This is a genomic window from Pontibacillus yanchengensis, assembly GCF_009856295.1.
GTDB classification, from domain to species: Bacteria; Bacillota; Bacilli; order Bacillales; family BH030062; genus Pontibacillus; species Pontibacillus yanchengensis_A.
The window spans coordinates 65,208-87,883 of record NZ_WMEU01000003.1 but is presented as its reverse complement, the minus strand read 5'-3'; the positions used below and the strand labels follow the sequence as shown (position 1 = coordinate 87,883).

The 22,676-nt window shown below is 33.9% G+C and carries 21 protein-coding genes; 8 read left to right on the top strand and 13 right to left on the bottom strand.

What is annotated here, in order from left to right; translation table 11 throughout:
- Window positions 1-753: 753 nt before the first annotated feature.
- The 4 genes from GLW08_RS10480 to GLW08_RS10465 form a co-directional block, all read right to left on the bottom strand.
- On the bottom strand, window positions 754-1,383 hold the full coding sequence (locus GLW08_RS10480) for a hypothetical protein (protein WP_160848608.1): 630 nt from the start codon (window positions 1,381-1,383) through the stop codon (window positions 754-756).
- Window positions 1,384-1,640: 257 nt separating this feature from the next.
- Entirely contained in the window at window positions 1,641-2,477 is an 837-nt protein-coding gene (locus tag GLW08_RS10475; RefSeq protein WP_337193934.1) for a PD-(D/E)XK nuclease family protein, read from the bottom strand.
- 5 nt (window positions 2,478-2,482) lie between these two features.
- Window positions 2,483-2,737 carry a PD-(D/E)XK nuclease family protein gene (locus GLW08_RS22110; RefSeq protein WP_160848607.1) on the bottom strand — a complete coding sequence of 85 codons (255 nt, stop codon included), beginning with the start codon at window positions 2,735-2,737 and terminating at the stop codon, window positions 2,483-2,485.
- Between the two features lie 20 nt (window positions 2,738-2,757).
- Complete coding sequence (locus GLW08_RS10465) at window positions 2,758-5,748, bottom strand: UvrD-helicase domain-containing protein (protein WP_160848606.1); 2,991 nt, start codon at window positions 5,746-5,748, stop codon at window positions 2,758-2,760.
- 498 nt (window positions 5,749-6,246) lie between these two features.
- Here GLW08_RS10465 and GLW08_RS10460 point away from each other — a divergent pair, with 498 nt between their 5' ends.
- Together GLW08_RS10460 and GLW08_RS10455 are read left to right on the top strand one after the other, a co-directional pair.
- Window positions 6,247-7,722 carry an MBL fold metallo-hydrolase gene (locus GLW08_RS10460; protein WP_160848605.1) on the top strand — a complete coding sequence of 492 codons (1,476 nt, stop codon included), beginning with the start codon at window positions 6,247-6,249 and terminating at the stop codon, window positions 7,720-7,722.
- Entirely contained in the window at window positions 7,722-7,970 is a 249-nt protein-coding gene (locus GLW08_RS10455; RefSeq protein ID WP_160848604.1) for a DUF3006 domain-containing protein, read from the top strand. The genes GLW08_RS10460 and GLW08_RS10455 overlap by 1 nt, the downstream gene beginning before the upstream one ends.
- Before the next feature lie 186 nt (window positions 7,971-8,156).
- On the opposite strand, the gene GLW08_RS10450 is transcribed toward GLW08_RS10455, so the two are convergent.
- From GLW08_RS10450 to GLW08_RS10440, 3 genes are all read right to left on the bottom strand, one after another.
- Window positions 8,157-8,459, bottom strand: coding sequence for an HNH endonuclease signature motif containing protein (locus GLW08_RS10450; protein ID WP_160848603.1), 303 nt, complete (start codon window positions 8,457-8,459; stop codon window positions 8,157-8,159).
- 250 nt (window positions 8,460-8,709) lie between these two features.
- The gene (locus tag GLW08_RS10445; RefSeq protein ID WP_160848602.1) at window positions 8,710-9,840 is read right to left on the bottom strand and encodes a hypothetical protein; all 1,131 of its coding nucleotides are present in this window, start codon (window positions 9,838-9,840) and stop codon (window positions 8,710-8,712) included.
- Between the two features lie 255 nt (window positions 9,841-10,095).
- The gene (locus GLW08_RS10440; RefSeq protein ID WP_160848601.1) at window positions 10,096-10,383 is read right to left on the bottom strand and encodes a hypothetical protein; all 288 of its coding nucleotides are present in this window, start codon (window positions 10,381-10,383) and stop codon (window positions 10,096-10,098) included.
- A 181-nt stretch (window positions 10,384-10,564) separates the two neighbouring features.
- Here GLW08_RS10440 and GLW08_RS10435 point away from each other — a divergent pair, with 181 nt between their 5' ends.
- The gene (locus GLW08_RS10435; protein ID WP_160848600.1) at window positions 10,565-11,566 is read left to right on the top strand and encodes a thermonuclease family protein; all 1,002 of its coding nucleotides are present in this window, start codon (window positions 10,565-10,567) and stop codon (window positions 11,564-11,566) included.
- Window positions 11,567-11,822: 256 nt separating this feature from the next.
- On the opposite strand, the gene GLW08_RS10430 is transcribed toward GLW08_RS10435, so the two are convergent.
- The 3 genes from GLW08_RS10430 to GLW08_RS10420 form a co-directional block, all read right to left on the bottom strand.
- Window positions 11,823-12,083, bottom strand: a complete 261-nt coding sequence (locus tag GLW08_RS10430; RefSeq protein ID WP_160848599.1) for a hypothetical protein — start codon at window positions 12,081-12,083, stop codon at window positions 11,823-11,825.
- A 24-nt stretch (window positions 12,084-12,107) separates the two neighbouring features.
- On the bottom strand, window positions 12,108-13,049 hold the full coding sequence (locus GLW08_RS10425; RefSeq protein ID WP_160848598.1) for a DNA/RNA non-specific endonuclease: 942 nt from the start codon (window positions 13,047-13,049) through the stop codon (window positions 12,108-12,110).
- Window positions 13,050-13,220: 171 nt separating this feature from the next.
- Window positions 13,221-13,400 (bottom strand): hypothetical protein, encoded by a 180-nt coding sequence (locus GLW08_RS10420; RefSeq protein WP_160848597.1) that lies wholly within the window; start codon window positions 13,398-13,400, stop codon window positions 13,221-13,223.
- 194 nt (window positions 13,401-13,594) lie between these two features.
- Between GLW08_RS10420 and GLW08_RS10415 the strand changes: the two genes are divergently transcribed.
- The gene (locus tag GLW08_RS10415; protein WP_160848596.1) at window positions 13,595-13,741 is read left to right on the top strand and encodes a hypothetical protein; all 147 of its coding nucleotides are present in this window, start codon (window positions 13,595-13,597) and stop codon (window positions 13,739-13,741) included.
- Between the two features lie 352 nt (window positions 13,742-14,093).
- Here the strand turns inward: GLW08_RS10415 and GLW08_RS10410 are convergent, their stop codons facing one another.
- A complete protein-coding gene (locus GLW08_RS10410) occupies window positions 14,094-14,711 on the bottom strand; it encodes a hypothetical protein (protein ID WP_160848595.1) in 618 nt (205 codons plus the stop codon).
- A 119-nt stretch (window positions 14,712-14,830) separates the two neighbouring features.
- Between GLW08_RS10410 and GLW08_RS10405 the strand changes: the two genes are divergently transcribed.
- Window positions 14,831-15,913, top strand: a complete 1,083-nt coding sequence (locus tag GLW08_RS10405) for an integrase core domain-containing protein (RefSeq protein WP_160848594.1) — start codon at window positions 14,831-14,833, stop codon at window positions 15,911-15,913.
- Between the two features lie 356 nt (window positions 15,914-16,269).
- On the opposite strand, the gene GLW08_RS10400 is transcribed toward GLW08_RS10405, so the two are convergent.
- Together GLW08_RS10400 and GLW08_RS10395 are read right to left on the bottom strand one after the other, a co-directional pair.
- Window positions 16,270-19,497, bottom strand: a complete 3,228-nt coding sequence (locus tag GLW08_RS10400) for a hypothetical protein (protein ID WP_160848593.1) — start codon at window positions 19,495-19,497, stop codon at window positions 16,270-16,272.
- 116 nt (window positions 19,498-19,613) lie between these two features.
- The gene (locus GLW08_RS10395) at window positions 19,614-20,741 is read right to left on the bottom strand and encodes an Ig-like domain-containing protein (RefSeq protein ID WP_160848592.1); all 1,128 of its coding nucleotides are present in this window, start codon (window positions 20,739-20,741) and stop codon (window positions 19,614-19,616) included.
- Between the two features lie 546 nt (window positions 20,742-21,287).
- Between GLW08_RS10395 and GLW08_RS10390 the strand changes: the two genes are divergently transcribed.
- The 3 genes from GLW08_RS10390 to GLW08_RS10380 all read left to right on the top strand — a co-directional run bounded on the left by GLW08_RS10390 (window position 21,288) and on the right by GLW08_RS10380 (window position 22,670).
- Window positions 21,288-21,473 carry a hypothetical protein gene (locus tag GLW08_RS10390; RefSeq protein ID WP_160848591.1) on the top strand — a complete coding sequence of 62 codons (186 nt, stop codon included), beginning with the start codon at window positions 21,288-21,290 and terminating at the stop codon, window positions 21,471-21,473.
- Between the two features lie 152 nt (window positions 21,474-21,625).
- Entirely contained in the window at window positions 21,626-22,174 is a 549-nt protein-coding gene (locus GLW08_RS10385; RefSeq protein ID WP_160848590.1) for a CBO0543 family protein, read from the top strand.
- 313 nt (window positions 22,175-22,487) lie between these two features.
- The gene (locus tag GLW08_RS10380; protein WP_160848589.1) at window positions 22,488-22,670 is read left to right on the top strand and encodes a hypothetical protein; all 183 of its coding nucleotides are present in this window, start codon (window positions 22,488-22,490) and stop codon (window positions 22,668-22,670) included.
- Window positions 22,671-22,676: the final 6 nt, after the last annotated feature.

The following is a 22,676-nucleotide window of genomic DNA, read 5'->3' as shown; positions in this document are numbered from 1 at the left end:
ACTGGCTATTTTAGGATTTAAAAATATCCCAGCTCCTAACACCATTGCTAAGTACTTACCAAATATACGTAAAACCCCAACCCAAAAGCAGATCGATTCCTGGAAATCTTTTATACATACTACAACAATTATCGCACACATCAAGGAATCAACGGGAAGACACCTAATCTCTCTCCAACCTATTTGCCAATAAGTTTAGAAGAAAGCAAATTAGAAGAGACTCCAGTGTTAGGTGGCTTATATCACACCTACAAAAGAGTCTCTTAGTTACATATAATATCCAAACGCTCTTAGCCTTTTTGAAACATTACCTTAAAAGGTTTATTTAGCATGCCATCATTCCTAACCCACCCCCATTTCCCTATCAGCAATCTGCATCTTTTCTTTCAAACTATACTATCAATCTACAATTTCAGACTAATAATGATAGATTTTGAACCCGATTTTTCGTCGGATTTAATTTTTGAAGTCGACAACCGAAAAATTCAAAAACACGGAAAACAAGATAGAGATTATACCTTTTCCTATCTATTTATAAGATATTTTTAATTCATGTAAATCCAAAGAAGAATGTTACATATACTCTCAAATCCTTAAATTAACGTGATTTGAAACAACATCTAACAGAGATAAATAATACTCTTTTTCATTCAGTATGGGGACAAATTAAAAGATAAATTAAAGATCCTTATTCTAATTGCTTAATTCAGAAAATATAAAATGGCTAAGTCTAAACTTAGCCATTTTATAAATCTAATATTTTGGTAGTACTATTTTCATGGAGTGCGTTTTGAAACTATCCCTTGAAATATCTTCATTTGATCCTACCATCTCATCTGATTTCCATTGTAATTTCACCCACACAATTTCATCAACATTTCCTTTCTGCAAAGCCCATGTTACCATACCATTTTTTACAACCCCTTCATGAATTTTGCCACCCAATCGGTTGGTATTATTTGTATAAACAGGGTTGTTGATTTGTTCTCCTGTTGAGGTAACTAATGTCATTTGGTCAGGATAGGTGTTATAAACTTCATTCTCAGAGGTGTTCTCGATTTTAATTTTTATGCTTACCGCAGACGTCTCACCATCTTCATTTGTGTTTTGATAATTATCTGTAACTGCAACATCTGAAATAGTGAATTTTACTTTTTTGAAAGTGTCTTTTTTATCAATCTTATAAGCAGTCCAATCAGTTTTTTGTGTTTCACTTTCACCATTATTTTCGCTAGATTGCGCATCTTGCTCACTAGTAGTCATAAGTGGTTGATTTTCAGCAGGTAAAGGTTTATTACTATTATTATTCACTCGACCTTCTGAACAAGCTGTTAAGATTGCAATAACCAATACCCACATTGTTAAAAAATAAATTCTACTCATCTACATGTCCTCCACTAATATTCAATAAACCAAAACATTTCCTTAATATGGTATCATGCTTAAATATGGGAAAAAAGATATGATTCTTATATAACTAAAAAACCTTCTCGGAGAACCGAGAAGGTATAAAATGTGTTCATTTTTGCAACTTATTTGTTCTATAAAATATTGCTTGTAATCTCTTTGTTTACTTCGTTATATGTAAATACGGTACCTATCAAGTGTTTAACTTTTGATTTAACATGATCAAAATCATCCTAATCACTAACATCTATACTTCTAGTCCTAATCTTTGTATGTTTTACAGTTTGATACTTTAAAGCTTCACCCCTAATCTTAAAATAGTCATTAGGGTCGTTGTTATTTATCTTATTTAATAAATCAAGACGTTCTTGACCATCTTTAATAGGACCAACCTTTAATATAAGCTTTAGTTTACTTTCTTCTTTTGCGAAGAAGTAAGCAATAGGATAAGGTGATTTCCAATTGGAAGTTAACTCACCTAATTGTTTAGCAAAGCTATTCGGTGTAAACCAATATTCCTTATGATTGTTAAAGAATCTCTTATCTTTTTGATGATCAATAATATCGTAATGTGACATAACCTCTTGTACCGCTTCATTAAACTGTGTACTATCATCAATGCCATATTCAATAATTGCATCTATTGCGTCCTTGTTTTGCTTATAAATATCCTTACAAAGCTGAACTAATTTCTCATCTTCCATCGTTAAATCCTCCAGAACCCTTATGTAGTATTGAATAAAATCCATTATTTTTGCATCCATTCTCTTTTTAGATTGCATGATGATGGACTTTAAAATATCAATAATGGTCTTATACCCTAGACTATAATAATCATTATGGGGAGCATCTTCACCAGTTAGTGTTAAATAAACGGGGATGTAATGCTCCATGTCTGGATAATGTGTCTTTACTCTTTGTAAATAAGTATCTAATTGATGATTAGCCAAACTAGCATGATCTTTGTTTTCAAAGAAAAGAACCCGTTTATGCTTCTTGGATACAAACATTAAGTCAATATTTCTCCACTCTCTTGCTACAACTCCATCAGAAAAATCATTATATAAAATGTCTGTTATAGATAAAGCTGGGGTATCACATAACAGTTCAGAGGAAATTTTTTTAAGAATAAATCTCCTATATCATGATTCTCCTTAGGATCAAGCAACCAGGCTAACATATTAGAATGTCGAATCTCATACTGATCAACTTTTAAGACTTTGAAAGGATTAAACTCTCTTAATGATGAATTTAATTCAAACAATAATTCGTTGTTTGAAAGGAACCTTGAAATCTTTAGATATAGCTCTTGATTTGAATCTTGTTTCATATTAACACCTCAAAAACACCCTATAATTCAGCTAATTTTAGCTTGTTTGTACAACTAGGATAATTACTACAACCGTAGAATTCCCCGTAAGGTCCATTTCGTAAGACCATATATCCTTTGCAGTTTGAACAAATTACCTGGTCATTGATAACTCTGACATCATTAATTGTGTGATTACACTTAGGATAATTACTACAACCAAGAAACTGTTTATTGTTCCTACTATTCTCTCTTGTTAGAAGAAAACCTTGTACACACTTAGGACACTTTGGATTATTGGTAAGCGTGACTCTGTCACTTACCAGCTCATAATCAACATGTTGTTTTTCAATTAATTCCTTCACAAAGATAGATTCATTAATCTCAGGAGCTAAAATAAATGTTTTGTTCTTAGTTCTAGTGAGTGCAACATAGAAAAGTCTTCGTTCTTCTGCAAAAGTAAATTCATCCTGTTCAGTTAGAACCAATGACAACAGAGGATCATCTGATATACGGTTGGGAAATCCTAATAAATCATTTTTACCATTAATAATTATCACATTATCCGCTTCAAGACCTTTGGATTTGTGTACTGTTAAAAAGAACATATTCAAATTTGGATACTTGCTGTAAGTTACATTATTATTCTTAGTTATCTTAAATTCAGAGTATTGATCCAAGAATTTGATGTCATAATTTGTTCTCCCTAAAAGCATAACTTCAGCGTCTTCCCCATAGCTCTGAACAACCTTTTCAATAACTTTGAGAAAAGCATCTATTAAATCTGTTCCATCTTCTTGAGTAGTTAACCCGTTGTATTTAATTACTTTAATTGGCTCTTCCTCTCTTTTGGCAGACTGTAAGTTTTTCTTAATTTGTTGATTGTTTTTCATGACAAATTCGCCAGCAAAGTTAATGAGTTCTTGAGAATTGCGATAGGTATTTTCGATTTTCAACATTTCGCTAAATCCAAAATACTCCTGGAACTTTGTAAATAAACTTAAGTCTGAACCCGCAAAGCGATATATAGATTGCCAATCATCTCCAACAGCCATCACTTTGGCATTAGTTCTCTTCTTTATGGCATTAATCAAATTAAATCGACTAACTGAGATATCTTGATACTCATCAATAATGAGGTATTTATATGGGAAATTCACTTCACCTGATTCAACTGCATCCGTAGCATCATTTATCATATCGTTGAAGTCGATTTGGTGTTGTTCTTTCAGAGCATTTTGGTAATATTCATAGACAGGTTTAACAATATCGATGAACAAGTTCGTTCGATGAAAAGAAAAACTGTGGTCCTTGGGCGCTAGCTTCTTTAACTCATCAAACATGTCATAGTCGTAACCATTAGATTTGAATAAATTAATAAAAGTAGATACAAAATTCACGAATTCCGTAAAGTGATTGGAGTTTTCTGTATCATATATCTTATTAAAGATGTCGATGAAATCGACTTCTTTGAACTTTACTCCTGCTCGTAATAATTTTTGACGAAGTGTTTCTAAAAGAACACCATCATTGGTTAGGTACGAATAGGTTTCTATTAGATTTGTTCTGTTCTGAGCATGTACTTGCCTCTTCCATTCCATACCCTCTAGATATTCTTTCTCATAGAATTCATTTAACCAAGGTACCTGATTATCTTTGTTTATACCAAAATGTTCAATATAGATATCATAATCAGGAAGATAGAAATCAGGTTTGTATTGTCTCCTGTATGCATCAGAGGTAGAGTATTTATATGCTTCTTCATATTGATAATTAACGCCATTTAAGAATAAGAAGTTGGCAATCATCACTTCTTCTAGACTTTTTACTTTTTCACCGCTTAAAGTTCTTTTATAACGTTTTAATCTTTGAGAACTCTCTTGAATATATTTATTTTCTTCATACTTGCTTCTAAGCGTTTCAAATTCCAATTGTTTATAGTGATCATAATATTCTCCAAGATTATCGAATTCCTCCATATCCTTAGGAACATTGATATAATAACCAAAATACTCGATAATCTTCTTTAACTGTTCTGGATCATCATATAAATCGTTTTCAAAGTATTTATTTATAATCTCCTTCGGTTCATCTTGAACATCTGGTTTGTTATTGCTCGTCTTACCAATAATATTCATACCTAGCTTATGAAAAGTACTTGCCTCAACATTAATGTTTAGCTTTTTCTTTATTCGCTCCTCCATCTCACCAGCAGCTTTTTTCGTAAAAGTTACCAAAAATATTTCTTCAGGGTCTATGTTTTTCGTCTCAACTAGATATCTTACCTTTCCAGAGATTGTTAATGTCTTTCCAGACCCAGCACCTGCAACTACTAAATTATTATCCTCATCAACAATTACAGCTCTTCTTTGTTGTTCATCTAAAGATTTACCGTCTATATTATTGAATAATACATCATTATTCTTTAACTCCTTAACTACGTACTCCTTATTCCAATCTTTCACGAGTGAATCCAAATTAGGATACGTATCCAAGAATGTTTCTACCATATTGGTTACAGGTCCAGCATCCTTAAAGAAACTATAAATATCTTCATATTCTATTTTCATAGTTTGTAATGAAGAATTAGCAAAATAATCCCTCTTAAGATTAGCTATCTCCTCATGATAGCTTTCTACTCCAGCGTAGTAAGGTTTTAGTGTCTCGTTAATCTGGTCTATGCTATTCTTAAGCCTTAGAAACTCACTGTTATAATTATCACAAAGCTCTATGTATTGATTTTGTAATAGGTCAATTTTTTGTGGTGTAGAATCTGATGGTAGATCCTTAATCATTTGATTGGCTTTATTATGAAAAGCAAAACAACTTCCGCCTTCTACATACCTTAAGATATATTCATGGTCCTTCTCTACATTAACCATGTAGTCATCTGAAATCATAACTTTTGTATTGTTTATCTCTCTTTGTCTCAACTCTAAATCTTTTGTCTTTTTTTCTAACTCTTTTAATTGTTGATTAATCTGTGGTGAATATATCAATAATCTTAGTTGTATATATAGCTTTTTAAACAAACTATATCCCCCTTCAAGCAGGTTGAAAATTCCAATTAAACCCATACTACCATTTTTACGGAACAGTATCTATACTGTTATAGGTCTTATTACTTAAAGGTTCATTGATGTTATTCATTATTTTTCTTTTTTCAAAACATAGAAATATATTAAGAAGCTCTATATAATAAGGAAATACACAAAAATCTTCTACGTTGTTTCACACTCTCTACCAGCCTTCTACACTTTTTGTTTGAGAGATATCACCAATATTTATTAAAAGAATTAAATATCACAAGAAAGAAGATGATTTAAGTTGTCCCTTAAAAGAAAACAATTACAAAAAATCGCCCTGAAGATGAAAGAAGGTATGAAACATAGTGATGCTTCAAAAGATACGGATAGGCTAATCAAAAATATGAAGATTACAAAACAGAATTCTTCTGACTGTTAATATCTAGGTGATTGCAGGATTTAACTTCCTTCTATAGAAATATGCATCGTTAGGGAGGTATAAATATGAAAATAAAAAGCTTATTGTTAACACTTATTTTTATTGTTTCAGTTGCAGTTCCAGTGAATGCCCAAGAGCAATTTGAAACAAGCGAAAATGTTCCAGTTGATAAGGTCTGGACAGTAAAATTTAATACCGAAATAGATCCATCTTCTATTAAGGATGATATGATTTATTACACTTATCGTGGAGGATATGTGCCCGCTGTTGTGTTCCCACCTGAAAAAGTAGAGGTTAATGGGGATACGTTGAAAATCCATCCACCAGAAGAAGGGTTAAGAGCTAGCGAGGATTACCGCTTATACGTACTACCTCTTGAATCCACATCTGGTGTAACCATGGAAAACAAATTCACGCATGATTTTACCACTGCCCCTGCCAAGAAGGATCAATTAAAAGTTCACTTCATTGATGTAGGACAAGGTGATAGCATCTTAGTTGAATTCACCAATGGGAAAACGATGTTGGTTGATGGTGGTGACAAATCAGCTGGTGAAAAAGTTGTATCCTACTTAAAGAAAGCTGGTATCAGCACAATTGATAAAGTTGTCGCAACTCATCCTGATGCCGATCACATTGGCGGCTTAATTGATGTAATGAAGAAATTGGAAGTCAAAAGTGTATTGGACTCTGGTAAGAGTCACACCACGGAAACGTACGAGGAATACTTAGACATTATTGACCAAAAAGACATACCATTTGATTTAGCTACTAGAGACAGTAATCTTAGAATGGACCCACTAACTGATGTGAAAGTTTTACACGTAGATAAAGAATCTAGCGATAATAACGCTTCTTCTATCGTCCTTAAAGTTACGCGAGGAAACATTGATTTTATGCTAATGGGAGATGCAGAAGCAGAAGATGAAATAGAAATTGCTAAACCTTATGATGTGGAAGCAGAAATCTTAAAAGTATCCCACCACGGTTCAGATACAGGTAGTGCCCCATCATTTATTGATGAAGTAAGTCCTGAAGTAGGTGTTCTATCATATGGAGCAGACAACAACTATGGTCATCCTACTGACGAAGTGGTAAGACGATTAAAAGAGGCTGGCGCAGAATTGTATTCTACTGCTGAAGCTGGAGATATTGTTGTTAAAACAAATGGTGAAACATATGATGTAGAAGCACAACCATTTAACCCTGATGTTGAACCAAATCCTAAACCTTCACCATCTGTGATTAATATTGTTAATGTAGGCTTGGATAGTGAAATTGTGACCATCGAAAATACCAATGATACCTCAGCCAACTTGGGTGACTGGAAACTTCTATCCGTTACTGGGAACCAAACTTATACATTCCCTAGTGACTATACTCTCGCGGCAGAAGAAAAAGTGTACGTAACGAGTGGTCGAGATGCTGTTAGTAATCCTCCATCTTACCTAGAATGGACTGGCGCTTATATCTGGAACAATGATGGAGACAGTGCAAAACTATTTGATGACGACGGTAATTTGAAAGCAGAGTGGCAGTAATGAAGTACACCATTGACCGCTTTGAAGGTGATAAAGCAATCTTACTTCAAAAAGGTGATGAAACCAAAAGCATTGAAGTTAACCTTAACCAATTACCTAATGAAGCAAAACAAGGAGATATTGTAAACCTAACCGAAACAGAAGATAATTTTATAATAGAAATCCTGGAAGAAGAAACTGCTAATCGTAAAAAACAAATGAATGATATGCTAGAAAGGCTTAACAAAAAGAATGGTCCTCAATCTTGAGGACCATTCTTTTATATTAATATAATCGTCTGCAAAGTTACTATAATAAAAAATATATTTCACCTTTAATTCACAAAGCTACTAACCCCTTCGAGAGTTAAGGGGGGGGCAGTAGAATTACGAGTACTAATGTCACACGAAAATGTAGCTCTATATAATAATTTCGCTTTTGTGTTTATCTTAATTCTAATTTAAATTTGCTAATTCTTTTTGTTGAATTTTATTAATGTCATCTTCTAATTCCAATAGATGTATCTTCTTATGACAGTTTGGACAAAGAGCAACTACATTTTCTACACTATCACTACCTCCGTGTGATAGGATTTTAATATGATGTACTTCTAAATAAGGTAAAACTTTGTTTATCATTAAATGGAGCTTTTTCTCCACATAATTGACATAAACCATTTGCAACTTTTCTCGCGAATTCTCTAATAAATACACTTCTATAATAAGTTGAAACATGACTAGTTTTTTTAGTCTTACCAACTTCTTGTATCTTTCCTTTCAATTCAGTTAATGAAAAACTAGTAAAATACTTGTTGCTTAGCTCACAATAGATTTTATATATTTTTGAAAAACAACAATAATACTAATACTAATACTATATAATTGTGTATTTGAATTAGTTTCTATGAGTTTTTTTGTAACTTCTATATAAGAGCTTTTAAATCATCATATTCTCTAAACATTTAATTGATGTTTAATAGACAAGCGAGCCTAAAGGCTCGCATAAGTCTTATTTTTCAACCTCTTCGTAAGAAGTCAATTCATAAACTCCATCAAACACATACATAGCAGTTTCCCATGTTATAGTATTATTACCTGCATAATTCGCGAGCTGAACATCAACATCTCGTTTGTACCACTTGTTTAAGTCTAACTCTTCTGGAAGATGACTCCCTGAAGTATAACGAATGTATTGGGTACCTCTAATTCTATTGTTGGTATTCCAACCTTCATGCATTTGATGTACCATTGATAAATCTGTTACGAATATACTTTCAGAAATTCGTTTTTCTTCCTTAGTGTCTTGAACAAGTGCATCAAATAAATTCGGAAGCTCTCCAAACGCGTCATATTCTTTGCCTCTATACGTGTGATCGTGTCGGAAGAAGTATTTAATATCTTCTTTAAACGACTCTCCAATCGTACTATAGTCTCTATTGAAATATAATTGCATAAATTCTTTTGACGGTTGAAGAAATACTCTGTCTACTTCCTCGTCATTCCACCCGGTTCTTGTACGCAAATTTTCATTAGCCTCGTCCAGATTATCCCAAAACTCATTTTTAATAGGATACTCTCTCAATCTAGTCAATTCCTCTTCCTTATCAATCCAATCTTCTAATTCTTCTTTAGAATACTCATGAATATCCTTATCGTTTTGCTGTGAGTCATCCCCTGATAATTCGAAATTCATAGTGACACCCTGACTTAGAGCAACACCTTTTGTAGTTTTTACATCTTCTGTTACTACTAATGTGTAATTCACACCTTTTTCATAGCCAATGCCCGGTGCCATAATCACACCTTCATTTGTACCTTCTTTGTATTTAACAACTGTCATCAGTTTTTCACCTTGTTCATCAACCACATACACATTGTCACGGTTAAATGTGTCGGGATCGATTTCTGTGTTGAATTTGATGGTCCAGGTTTTAAATACATCCGAAACGGCTTGCTTCATAAATGCTTTATAGTTACTTGTCACATCTTTAAGCATATCTACTAAATCATCTTCCGATAGTGCCACAGATTCAGTTTGAGTTGAGACAACTTTTGATTCAGTTGTACTCGCTTCTGCATTTGTAGGTTGTGATAAACCCACCGCCAATAATGTTGCTCCTACCAATAATAGTTTTTTCATAATTTCCTCCTTACCATATTCATGTAGATTTTACTCTCTTATAAAATATAGTTTTTTCGCTTAACATAAAAAAGACACACTTTTCGCCCAACACGAAAGTGTGTCCAGTTCTTCGTAACCCAAAAATCTTTGATATAATCTCTATAAATAGATTGTATAGTATTAAAGTACCAGTCATTTCTATTGTATCTAAATACCTATTAATTACAAGTATATATTCCAAAATTATCTATTCTTTTTAGATAATCTTGGATATTAAGCATCCAAACATAGCATTTTATCAATCATATAATTAGCACTCTGTAAGATTTCTATTACTTTATCAGGTGTCATACCGTACTTATTTGCAGTACGTTCAATTGGGGTGGCGATAGAGTCCATCAACACATACTCACCAGGATTCTTAGCTTCTATCGCCATATTAAAATCAACGAATAAACAATACTCATAAATTTCTTTTTCAGGATTAGGTAAAAGATTAATAGCATTTTGTCGTTCCAATTCATTAATAATTTCATCCAATAGTTCTGAGTCCTCACACATAGTATCCCTCCTTTTTAATACAACTGATTATACCTCAATAATAGTCATGATCATTCAAAATGGTAGAAAATTTACCGATTATTAATTTCTGCAACTTAAGAGAATAAAGAAGTGCTATTGTTCCTCTACTCTCTATCAAAATGGTATAATTAGGTAAATAATCAATAGGAGGAATCTATATATGAAATGGAAGTCATTATTGCTATCAGCAATGTTGGTTCTATCGTTTGCTTTACCAGCTAATGCTGCGAGCTTTGGCAGTGAATCAGGAGTACCAACAGATAAAACCTGGTCAGTACAATTTAATACAACAATTGATGAAGATTCATTAGGTGAGGTTTATGTAACCAAAGAAGGTTCTTCTACTCAACTTCAACAATCTATAAGTCTATCAAGTGAGGATACAGTTAGTATTGAAGCACCAGATGAAGGGTATCAACCTAGTCAGAGTTACATCCTACATATTGGAGGAATTACTTCATCGGCCGGTGTTTCCATGACTGAAGAAACAACCTATGACTTTACGATACAGGCGGAAAACAAGAAATCAGCTACCGTCACTCGAGTTGTAGATGGGGACACAATTGAAGTCAATGTAGATGGTAAAACGGAAGATGTACGTATGCTTTTAGTAGATACTCCAGAAACAAAGCACCCGTCCAAACCAGTACAACCATTTGGACCTGAAGCAAGTGATTTCGCAAAAGAAAAGCTAAGTGGTAAAGAAATCACCCTAGAATTTGATGGTCCTAAACGCGACAAATATGATCGCTTGCTAGCTTATGTATGGGTAGATGGCAAGAACTTCAACAAGATGCTATTAGAAGAAGGGTTGGCTCGCTACGCTTATGTTTATGATCCTCCTTATACTTACTCCCAGGAATTCATGAAAGCTCAAAATAGAGCTAAGGATGCTGAAAAAGGGATTTGGAGTATAGATGGTTATGTTACTGAAGATGGCTTTAACTCTGATGCAACGGAAGAAGACACAGGAACCGGTGATGACAATACAAATGATGGTTACACTGGTCCATACGATCCTTCTGGAGAGGACCGTAATTGTGGGGATTTTGATACGCAAGAAGAAGCACAATCCTTTTTCGAAGCAGCTGGAGGCCCTGAATCTGATCCACATCGTTTAGATGGAGATGGTAACGGGGTTGCTTGTGAGAGCTTGCCTTAAATTAGATTCTAATAACATAAGTTTATATTCTAAAAAGATCCGTTCATTTCTTAAGAACGGATCTTTTTTATTTGAATGTATATTTCATTTTATCTAAAGGTGGTAAGTCGATTAACTCGATAGAAATCCTTTACATAAAATTAGCTTTAAAAATAGAAGCATCTTCATTTTTCTTGGGATTTAAAGTCGACAGGAAACGAAAAAAGACCGATTGATTAATCGATCTTATTGATTCAGGTATGTTTAAACTTGTATCTTATTCTACTCCATCACAATTCAAATCATCATAGAACTTTTTCAAGAATTTTCTTGCTTGTTCAACATCAGCTATTTCTTCTTCATCGAATTTACTATCAGACCAAGAGGTTTTACCAGTCCTACGAATATACAAATTTCCACCCGAAATTATATAATGATTATCTTCTCTAAAATTTCTATCCTTATAGTACGTGGTTCTTTCGAATCCTTCATTTTGATCCAGAAGTGTTTGTATTACTTCTTTTGTAAAACGCGGCATTATTTTCCCTCCTTGTCTATAGGCTTACTCTCCAACCATCCCATCACCATCATTATCTCGCATATAGGGGTATAGCCAATGATCACTCATTATTGGCATACTGAAACCAGCTGCTTTTGCTTCTTTAATTGTCACCTGTCCATTACCGTTCGTATCAACACTAGAAATATCACCGTTTGTATTTGAACTCGTTGAATCGGAAGGCTCACTGTCTGTTAAACCAAGTGATTCGTTCACTTCATCAGGATTCACATTGTCAAATGTATCAACGATTTCGTTACCCTTTAACGTATAGGTGTACTGATAACTTGAAGGAATCTGCGTTTCCGTATTCGGATATGTGATAATTGCTTCAAAGTTCGTAGCGCCACCTGCCTTGCGGATCGCATCTTCCATATAGGCTTGATCACCGTGACGATTGAGCGTGCTTTCTTGTGGTGTGATATTATAAGCATTCGATACCCCTCCGAGAGAATCAGCAATAACATGCCCTTCATCTAAAACATCACTTTCGACACCAGGAACCTTCGCCTCATCAGAGTAGTATCTTCCAGACGATAATACAGGTTCGTTACCGTCATCTTGTAAAATGATTTTATCTGCAACGACACGTACTAGTTGCCCATGTTCATTCGTAAATGCCCAATATTCACGGTCCCCGTAACCAATGTCAACAACGACATTCGTTTCACGATCTCCAGACAAATCACCACCATCAACTTCAATACGTTTATATCCTGAGAACAGGTCATTATTTGTTTCGGTCTGCGTTTCCTCTACAGCAGATTCATCAACACTCGAGGTGGTAGCTTCTTCTTCTTCTACGCTATTTTTATCTGTATTAGCTATGGCTGCTTCTTGTGAATTTGTTTCTTTATCGCTAATGGATGTATCTTCTACCTCAGTACAACCAACCATAAAGATGGTCGTTAAAAGTAAAAATAAATAGCTCATTTTCTTTTTCATTTTAGGACTCTCCTAATAGTTTCATATTGTTCATTCTAAAAATCTCGGAATGTTCGCATAGGTTAACCTATTGATACTTCCAATTACTTTACGAACTTCAGCAATATCAACTTCATCCCCTTTTTTGCTTTGTTAGAGGAAGACAGAATTATCATAATCATTAATAACATTTTACCACATAATGTTATTAATCCTTCGAGTTTCTTGAAGCTGAATAGATTGCATTTCAAATAACAAGTGAACTAGCACCCTAATTCGTGCGATGACAATAGCTGTTATATATGGACGCTGATATCCGTAACCTCTCTTTTCGTCTGAAACAGCAGCTTGTTCTAAAAATGCCATAAACAATTAAAGAAGCTCCTCAACCGATTTAAGGTAATGGGTTCAGTTGAAAGGTGAAAAATTACGAAATACAGAGAATATTAGAGTTTTCTCTAAGAGTAGTATAGGATAAAATCTTCTTAATTCACTTATGTGGACTTAGCTAAATAAGCTAACCTCACTTATACTAACCTTATTCTATTTAATTGAGGTGGTATCCAATGAATAATTATCAACCCCCATTAGAAGAATGGGATCATATTTTAGTTCCTTCAAGTTATGGCGAATGGAATAAGCAAAAGCGATATTATAGAGTATCGTATGGCATGGTTTCATGGAGAGGTGCGATCCTGAAGGGATGCATATAGCATGCTTTCCATTAGTACAGTTCGGGGATAATGCCAACTACAAGCAAGCTAAGAGTAGAAATGAGATTATGAATTACCCATGTCATGTATTGCTTGTTGACCTTGGAAAAGTTACAGAAGCTGTGGATGAGCTAATCAAAAGGAATATACATGATTGATTAAATTCTTTATCAACTAAATAAAAAAAAGACTTATTATTATGGGAAAACTACTATAGCACAACGAATGATGTCCAGGTATTGTTTCCAAGATACAATACCTGGAAGATTTATGACTTTAGATATTTTTGTAACAAGATAACCCTTTTTAAAACATTATTAATATAACACATGCTTTAGAAACTCATTTAATTCTATAGAAATCCTTTGCATAAATCATTAGCTTTAAAAATCGCATCATCTTTGTTGACCACTTCTCTAAGTAATGGCTTTTCGGTTTCATTATCCAAGAAAACATACCAACGATACATCGGGGTTTTAACAATAGTAGATGGACGCATTATATCAAACTTCTCTCTCATTTTTGGCAGTTCTATAACCTGAACTTCAACCAAATTAGCAGGTAAATACCTGGAAGTGTTAGGATTTTCAATCTTAAATGATGTATCAAAAATTCTTTGATCAATCCATTCATGATTGGCAATGACAAGATGAACAACAGGTTCCATGGGATTATATTTTTTAGCTCTATTCATAGATTCCAACATGATGCTTCCCCATAAACCATGGTAATCAGAACTCAGGTGCTCTTTTTCAATGATATGTATGTACACCTTGTACTTATATTTTTGCTTGTTCGTTGCACTTAAAGCCACTGATGGCACTCCATATGACTCACTAAGATCTAAACATTCATCAATAGTAAGCATCGCCTTTGCTTTGTTCAAATCAAAATAAGTATCAATAAATGATTTTGCTACGACTTCATCATTAAAAATATGAAATAAGGATTCACGATTTATTCTATTCATCTCCTCAGTCCTTTCTCAACTATCCTCATTCTACATTGAAGAACGCTTATTTAAAACGCATCACTTGTATAAACTTCTCCTTTATCTTAATATTTTCACTAAAAACGAGGAGTTAGAAAATGGATTTCATACACAGTATATTGAGCTTATTAGCCTACCTCTTCCAATTCATTAAGCTTCACTTCAAAAGTACACATAATCTTCGATTAGAAAATATTGCCCTCAAAAGTCAGCTGTCCATCTATAACCATCACTACCAAAAGAACCAACTACCAAAGCCAAGACCGAACCAGGCATTCAGACAGTTATGGGTAATTCTTTCGAAGATACATAGTGGTTGGAAAGATGCCCTCATCATTGTGAAACCTGAAACCGTGATTAAATGGCATCGCACAGCATTCAAACGATTTTGGAAACGTAAATCACAAAAAACCGGTCGTCCTACATTATCGAAAGAATGGATATCGACAATCAAAAAAGTACATAAAGAAAATTCCTTACATTCTCCGGAAAAGATTCACGACAGACTGGCTCTTTTAGGATTGAAAAATGTCCCAGCTCCTAACACCATTGCTAAGTACTTACCAAATATCCGCAAAACCCCGACCAAAAAGCAGATCGATTCCTGGAAATCTTTTATACATAACCATCTTTCAGAGACTTGGGCTATGGACTTTCTAACCGTCCCAACTATCAAAATGGAGATTTTATATGTGTTTGTCATCATTCATCATGAAACCCGCAAAATCATTCAGTTCGGAGTTACAAAGAATCCTAATTCATCGTGGGTGAAACAACAATTACGCAATGCCACACCATATGGTCAAACGCCTAAGTACCTTATTCATGATAACGACCCTGTTTTCCGGTCCAGAGATATTCAGGATTTCCTAAAGTCCTCTGGTATTCAATCGAAGCCGACATCTTATCGTTCTCCATGGCAAAATGCTTATGTAGAAAGAGTAAACGGTACGTTAAGACGAGAAGTACTCGACTATCTAATTCCACTACATGAAACACATTTAGAAAAGAAACTAGCGGAATATATCAATTACTACAACAATGATCGCACACATCAAGGAATCAACTATAAGACCCCCATTCCTTCACCTACCTATATACCAATGAAGATAGAAGAGAGCAAATTAAAAGAGACTCCTATTTTGGGTGGTTTATACCACACCTACAAAAGAGTCTCCTAATTACATATCATATTCAAACGTTCATAGCCTTTTTGAAATATTACGTTGAAAAGGTTTATTTCGCATGCCATCAATTCTAAACCAACACATTTTCCTCTTCAGCAATCTGCATCTTCTCTTTCAAACTATACTATCAATCTACAATTTCAGACTAATATTGATAGATTTAAGTCCGATTTTTCGTCTGATTTAATTTTTGAAGGCGACAACCCCTTTTTTTATCTCATGATATTTACTGACTTTTATGAATATATACAATAAAAAAGATGGCACAGATTCATTTCGAACCTGTACCACCTTGATTTGTTCTGATTTTGGTTGTTTAGATTGTTCTACTCTTCAGTAGATAAATCCAATTAGTTAATAGGTGTAGCAGTAGTGCTTAGATTATTTCCATACTGATCTGTAATTTCACCATCTTTAATATTCAAATTAGCACCATTTACCTGAGCACCAGCATCTGTAATATTAAGTGTAAGTGTATCTTCATCAGTTTCATCAGTAGTTGAAGTAAATGTTACTGAAGAACCATCATTAATTGCGAAATCTACAGTAGAGTCACTGTCAACTGTGCTTGAAGCATAAACTTCATCCAAATTAACAGTTACACTATCATTACCTCCATCAGTTGCAGTTGTACCTGCAACTTCTGTTTCACTACCAGTTAGTGAAGTAGTTGCAACTCCATTGCCACTAACTGCTGCTGTGAATCCGCTAACTGAATCAACTGCATCAATTAAGTCTTGTACCGTACCAGCATTGTCACTATTTTGATCAATAGTTAAAGTTGAACCAGAAAAGCTGGCACTAGCAGATGGTTGTCCTGTTCCATTTGAAGATGAAGTTAAAACTACATCAATGTTGTTACCATAAGCTCCATCATAATCACCACTTAAAGTTACAGTAAATTCTTTATCGTCTGAAAGCATTTGGTTTGTTGCAGAATTTTGTGTGATTGCAGTAGATGCAATACCTTCACCATTCTCATCCCAAACTACAGTAACCATATCATTTGATTGTGGTGTAGATGCATTACCTGCAGCATCATAAGCTACAACTTTGAAATTAACATCTTCAGAATCAGTTGGGTTAACTTCACCATTAGTTAATGATGTTAAATCGATATCAGTTTCACCTGTAGAATTTACTGTTGCATAACTATCAGTATCTACATCAGTACCAGGCTCTGAACCTGCCTCAACAAAGACATTATAATGGTCTACGCCTTCAAAATCAGCATCTTCATCAGTAATATTAACTGTTGCTACTGATGTTGAACCTTCCTTTTGAGAAGCAGTTGTTGCTTCACTTACACCATTTGGTGCTGTAGTATCATCATCATTTTCAAAATTGATTTGAGTATCGATGCCTGTTACTTTGTTACCTTTATCATCCGTAATCGCAGCATTCTGCTCGATATCGACACCCATACCAAGGTCATCATCAATATCAGCTGAATCGATTACAAGTGTAACCTCGTTACCATCTACAGCTACATCATCTACATTATACCCATCTACAGTAAATGATGTTGTTGATACTGAGCTATCTTTAATATTTTCATTAAATGTTAGAACAACTTCACCTTGGTCACTAAAGTATTCAACGTTTGTTACTTCTTCATCGTCATCATTAGTACGCTGATCTAAGGATGGAGCAATACCGTCAGTTACATCAGCTTTGTCTAATGCTACTTCTGTACCATAGCGGTTATCAGTCTTAACATTATAGTCTTGCCCATCTTTTTTGGTATAAGTGCTTAAATACACAGACGTTTTTCCATCGCCACTATCAAATGTAGCATCGTCATTTAAGTTATCACTTAGTTCAAATACTACTGTGTTGTCATCTGTCTTAGTCGCTTGGCTGATTGTTAGACCATCAATTGTTTTATCATCGTCACCAACAAGTTTGAAGTCTTCACGATCAAAGTCATCTAATGTTTGAGAGAAATCAACAGTAATCTCATCATTGGATGTAGCCTCAATAAGGTCAGCTCCAAATGTGGACTCTAAGCCATTTTCAATTTGGAAATCTCCCGTAAAGTCTGATTTATTATCGTCTGCGTCTGCTACGCGTCCCATGTCAACAAGAACTTCTTGAGCATCATCATCATCAAGATTTGACTCAATTGATTCTGGTAGGTTTCCACCTGCATCTGTGAAATCGTCATTGTCGAAATTAATTTCTACGCCATTGTTACTGTTAACTGCTTCAATGTTAGCACCACTAACATCGCCTAGGTTAACCCCACCAATTTCATATTTATCTAAATCTGTAACTGAATATTGACCTTCAACAGCCATAGTTCTACCAAAATCAATGGCAACTGTAGTTTCATCAGTTTCTTGGTAGTATGAGCCAGAGAATTCACTGATTACTAGGTTAGCTACATTTTTCATGTTAAATTCAGAAGTCTGATCAACAGAATTACCTGATAGGTCTTCAACGCCATCTACTGAAACAGTGAAGTTACCTTCTTGAGAATCTTCAAATTCTAACGTTACAGTATTATCTCCACCTAAAGTCGCTCCATCTAATTCTACTTCTTCACCATCAGCGTTCTCTACTGTGTAATTATCAAGGTCTTCAGCAGAGTCTGTTGAAACTTCTTCACTGAATGTGATTTCGAATTTATCTTGGCTATTATTAACTTGCTCAATATTATCAATTGATGGAGCTTCTTCGTCTAGTTCTACTTCAGTACTTACACGTTCAGTGTCTTCTTGAACGTTTTCCCAAAGGTCCGTTACTGTCTCTCCACCTACATAAAGATATGCTGTACCTTCTGGTAATGCATGATCATTATCAAACCATAGTGTGATTTCTTTTCCATTAACTTCTGCTTTATATGGCGTGTTACTTGAATTTGTGTGGTAGAAGTTTTTAAGGAAATCGTTGTCTTCAACTGCGTCAGCATCTGCTTCGATTGAATCAGCTACGTCAGAATGATATACAACAGATTCATCAATACCATCAAATTCAATATCTTCACTATATTCAAGTGTTACTTTAGTTTGAGTAGCATTACGAGTTCCTTCTAGTTCTGGTGCTTCGTCATCAGCTTCTACTTCGATATCAAAGCTTTCTGGAGTCACGCTATAACCAGCATAATCTTCTAATTCGTTAGTAGTGGAAAGCGTATAAGTTCCATCTTCAAAATCAGAGAAGAATGTAACACGTGCTTCAGTACCGCCGTTTTGAAGTTCTACTTCATCAATACTGTAAGTTGATCCATCTTCATCTTCTAATTCAAAGCCATCATCAAGATTACCATTATCAACAATCGGCTCACTAAATGAAACTTTAGCAGTACGGATGCCAATCACTGAAGCATCTTCAGCTGTAGGAATAGTAGTATCTTGGAATTGAACATCAAATTCTTTTTCTTCTTCAAGAACCATATCAGATACAGTTAGTGTAGCATCAGTTTGTTGATCTACAGTCTCTTCAGAAGTATCTACTACTAACCAAACATCACTTCCATCAACTTTCACATCTTCTAGTGGGATGTCATTTCCTTCAGAATCTTCAAGGTCATAGTTATCAACACTATCAAATTCAGCTTTGCCAGAAACGTCCATGTTGAACTCTACTTTAACCTGTTTAAGGTTATTCGCACTTACTATTTTAGTTTTAAAACGGCATCTCTTAACAAACATCTTTAAATAGTAAAACCAAAATAAATGTCACTTGTACATTATTTAGAAACCTTTTCATAGGAGGAAAGAGGTAAAATACCATCAAATGCATAAACTGCTGTCTCCCATGTGATAATGTTTCTATTTACTGCGTTGTTTAATAATTTCACATCAACATCACGCTTATACCACTTATTTAATTCAACTCCTTCAGGTAGAACGTTACCAGATTTGTACTTAATGTATTGCGTTCCTCTCATTCTATCACTTGGGAATCCTAAATCATCCATTGCTTGGTAATACATAGATAAGTCTGTAACAAATATACTTTCTGAGTTAAGTTTTTCTTCCCTGGTTTCTTGAACAAAAACCTCAAACATCTTTTTCAGATTCTCTTTAGCATAGAATACATCATTGTGGATATGGGAACTCTTGAAGTAATAACTTATCTCGTCTTTAAATTGTTCCCCTATAATTTTATAGTTCCTATTATAATAAGCTTCCATGTAACCCGAGGCTGGTTGGAGGAAATATTCGTTCATTACATCTTCAGTATTACCTGGGGTGCTCATAAATTCATCGTTAGTTTTTTTTAAATCATTATTAAACATATCATTCTGTACTGGATATTCTCTCAAACGAGTAAGGTCCTCTTCCTTATCAATCCAAGCTTCTAACTCTTCTTTTGAAAAATCATGAATATCCTTACTGCTTTGTTCTGAATCATCTCCAGATAATTCAAACTTCATAGTAACACCTTGACTCAATGCTACACCCTTATTTGTTTTCACATCCTCCGTTACAATCAAAGTATAATTCACACTTTTTTTGTAACCAGTATCTGGTGCATAAACTACACCTTCTTTTGATTCATCTATGTAGGTAACCTTTGTAGTCAGTTTATTTCCTTCTCCATCTACCACATACACACTTTCATTGTTGAATGTTTCTGAATCAATTTCTGTGTTGAAATTAATAGTCCATGTTTTTGAACCATCAGAGATGGATTTTTTCATTAGTTCTTTAAAATCGCTTTTCACATCCCGAAGTTGATCAACTATATTTCCCTTTGAAATAGCTCCTGCTTCATTTTCAACATTCAATTCTTGGTTGCTAGCATCAACACTGATTGGTTGATACACACCAATCGTTAATATGGATACGCCAACTAATAATAATCTTTTCATATAATCCCCCTGGTATTATTACTGTAATGATGTATTGCAAAAATAGTACCTCTTAGATATTTCTTTTAGAATATGTAAATTATAGAGTTCAAAGTGAATTATGATATAAACCAGACTCACAAGATACAACTCTCCAATAGATACAACCATTACCCCATTACAAAATAACTACTTTCGACAAAACAATTCACAATCCTTCTTTTTTTATTGAATACAACATAAAAAATAATGAAGCTTATGTCTTACAAGACATAAGCTTCATCTTTAGGTATCGCACTTACTGTTTTAGTTTATAGAATAATACTAAGCCAGCTATAAAACACACAGATATGTTATCTACATATAATAAATGCTAACTCATTCCAAAATTAAAAGTTGCTTGCGAAACGGAAAGTTACAGGATATACACCCCTAGGAAAATTGATAATATTACCATTCGTTATTTTTGTATTTACTGTTGATTTTTTAACTTCTAAAGGATAATCTTAATAAATTACATTATATTGGTGTAATAAAAACTCTTTCAAGGGAATGACAGGGGATTATATGTCTAAATATCAAATACGAAAGTTATACAAAAAACGATGTACAAATTGTTTACATGATGAACTAGTAATCATAAAAGTATTGCCAAATGAATTCACTGATAAAACCGTCTATATGCTTTGGCTTCAATGTTCTGAATGTGGTACGAACGATAATGAGCTAGTTACAGAAAACGAAGGGTCGTGATATTAATCACGGTCTTTTTTTATATAAAATTTTAATAATCGAACTAAATTCTTAGTGAATAATATTATCTTCCATTCCTAAAAATAAAAGAATGTTTAAGCTTTAATATTGCCCTTAAATAAAATCAATCCCCCTATGGAGTGGAAAAATATATGAAATCACCCTCGTTTCAAGAAGTAGAAGAAGCTAAGAAACACTTTAAAGAACTCTTGGAAGCCTATTGGTTACAAAATGATTATTTATCATGGCAATGGTGGCTACTATTATTTGGTTCTACGGTTCCTTGGATTATTTGGTGGGTATTTGTGGATAAAAAAAGAGGTGTAGAGATTCTTTCATTTGGATTACTTGCGGGAGTATTCTCAACTATTCTTGATGCAATTGGTAGTAATGCAATGGCTTGGGGTTATCCTATTAGATTACATTGGTTATTTTACCCACAGCTGTACCCTTATGATTTTACTGGGATTAGTATTTTATTTATGATTTGCTATCAGATAGCAAAAGATAGTGAGAAAAAATTTGCTCTTTTAGCTCTCATCACTTCTGCTTTTATGGCATTTGGTTTAGAAGTGATATTTGTAAAAATAGGGATTTACGAACCTTATAACTGGCGGCATATTTATTCATTTCCTATATACTTTCTAATTGCCTGGATTTCTAGAAGAATAATTAAATCACTAGTAAAAAGAGGAAGTTAATGCGCCTCTTTTTCTTATTGTAGAAATAGATGTTACGCTTATCCATTTAAATCAAAAGGTTCCCCTTTTACTAAATAAAACATATACTCTGCTATAAACGTTATATGATAGGTAAACTTAGCAATCTACAAGATATGAAGAGTTCAAGCTGTTAAGTGGGATCTTTAAGAGCATCCACTTATTCTTCTATGGTAAAAGCTTTTCGGTATATTATATGCTAGGTAACCGTTGACCAACCCTCACCATATAGCCTATATCATCTTTCAATAACATGGTATAATAAGTAATATTATAGTTATTTAGGAGGATTGACATGAAAAATGAGGATGATTTTTATAGAAACCTTCCACCTGATTTATTATCAGCATTCCATTATGAAATTCAAAAGAAAATCAAACAAAATATCCTAACACGTGCAATGGAGATTGAATTAACATTAATAGATCAGGCTGCTAAAGAAAAAGGTATTTTATTTATTGAATCTTCCTATAAATAAGAATAA

Coding starts and splice junctions, on each gene's coding strand:
- GLW08_RS10480 (WP_160848608.1), bottom strand. CDS start 1,383: ATGAGTAGAATTTATTTTTTAACAATGTGGGTATTGGTTATTGCAATC.
- GLW08_RS22110 (WP_160848607.1), bottom strand. CDS start 2,737: ATGAAACAAGATTCAAATCAAGAGCTATATCTAAAGATTTCAAGGTTC.
- GLW08_RS10460 (WP_160848605.1), top strand. CDS start 6,247: ATGAAAATAAAAAGCTTATTGTTAACACTTATTTTTATTGTTTCAGTT.
- GLW08_RS10455 (WP_160848604.1), top strand. CDS start 7,722: ATGAAGTACACCATTGACCGCTTTGAAGGTGATAAAGCAATCTTACTT.
- GLW08_RS10445 (WP_160848602.1), bottom strand. CDS start 9,840: ATGAAAAAACTATTATTGGTAGGAGCAACATTATTGGCGGTGGGTTTA.
- GLW08_RS10440 (WP_160848601.1), bottom strand. CDS start 10,383: ATGTGTGAGGACTCAGAACTATTGGATGAAATTATTAATGAATTGGAA.
- GLW08_RS10435 (WP_160848600.1), top strand. CDS start 10,565: ATGAAATGGAAGTCATTATTGCTATCAGCAATGTTGGTTCTATCGTTT.
- GLW08_RS10430 (WP_160848599.1), bottom strand. CDS start 12,083: ATGCCGCGTTTTACAAAAGAAGTAATACAAACACTTCTGGATCAAAAT.
- GLW08_RS10425 (WP_160848598.1), bottom strand. CDS start 13,049: ATGAAAAAGAAAATGAGCTATTTATTTTTACTTTTAACGACCATCTTT.
- GLW08_RS10415 (WP_160848596.1), top strand. CDS start 13,595: ATGAATAATTATCAACCCCCATTAGAAGAATGGGATCATATTTTAGTT.
- GLW08_RS10410 (WP_160848595.1), bottom strand. CDS start 14,711: ATGAATAGAATAAATCGTGAATCCTTATTTCATATTTTTAATGATGAA.
- GLW08_RS10405 (WP_160848594.1), top strand. CDS start 14,831: ATGGATTTCATACACAGTATATTGAGCTTATTAGCCTACCTCTTCCAA.
- GLW08_RS10400 (WP_160848593.1), bottom strand. CDS start 19,497: ATGGACGTTTCTGGCAAAGCTGAATTTGATAGTGTTGATAACTATGAC.
- GLW08_RS10395 (WP_160848592.1), bottom strand. CDS start 20,741: ATGAAAAGATTATTATTAGTTGGCGTATCCATATTAACGATTGGTGTG.
- GLW08_RS10390 (WP_160848591.1), top strand. CDS start 21,288: ATGTCTAAATATCAAATACGAAAGTTATACAAAAAACGATGTACAAAT.
- GLW08_RS10385 (WP_160848590.1), top strand. CDS start 21,626: ATGAAATCACCCTCGTTTCAAGAAGTAGAAGAAGCTAAGAAACACTTT.
- GLW08_RS10380 (WP_160848589.1), top strand. CDS start 22,488: ATGAAAAATGAGGATGATTTTTATAGAAACCTTCCACCTGATTTATTA.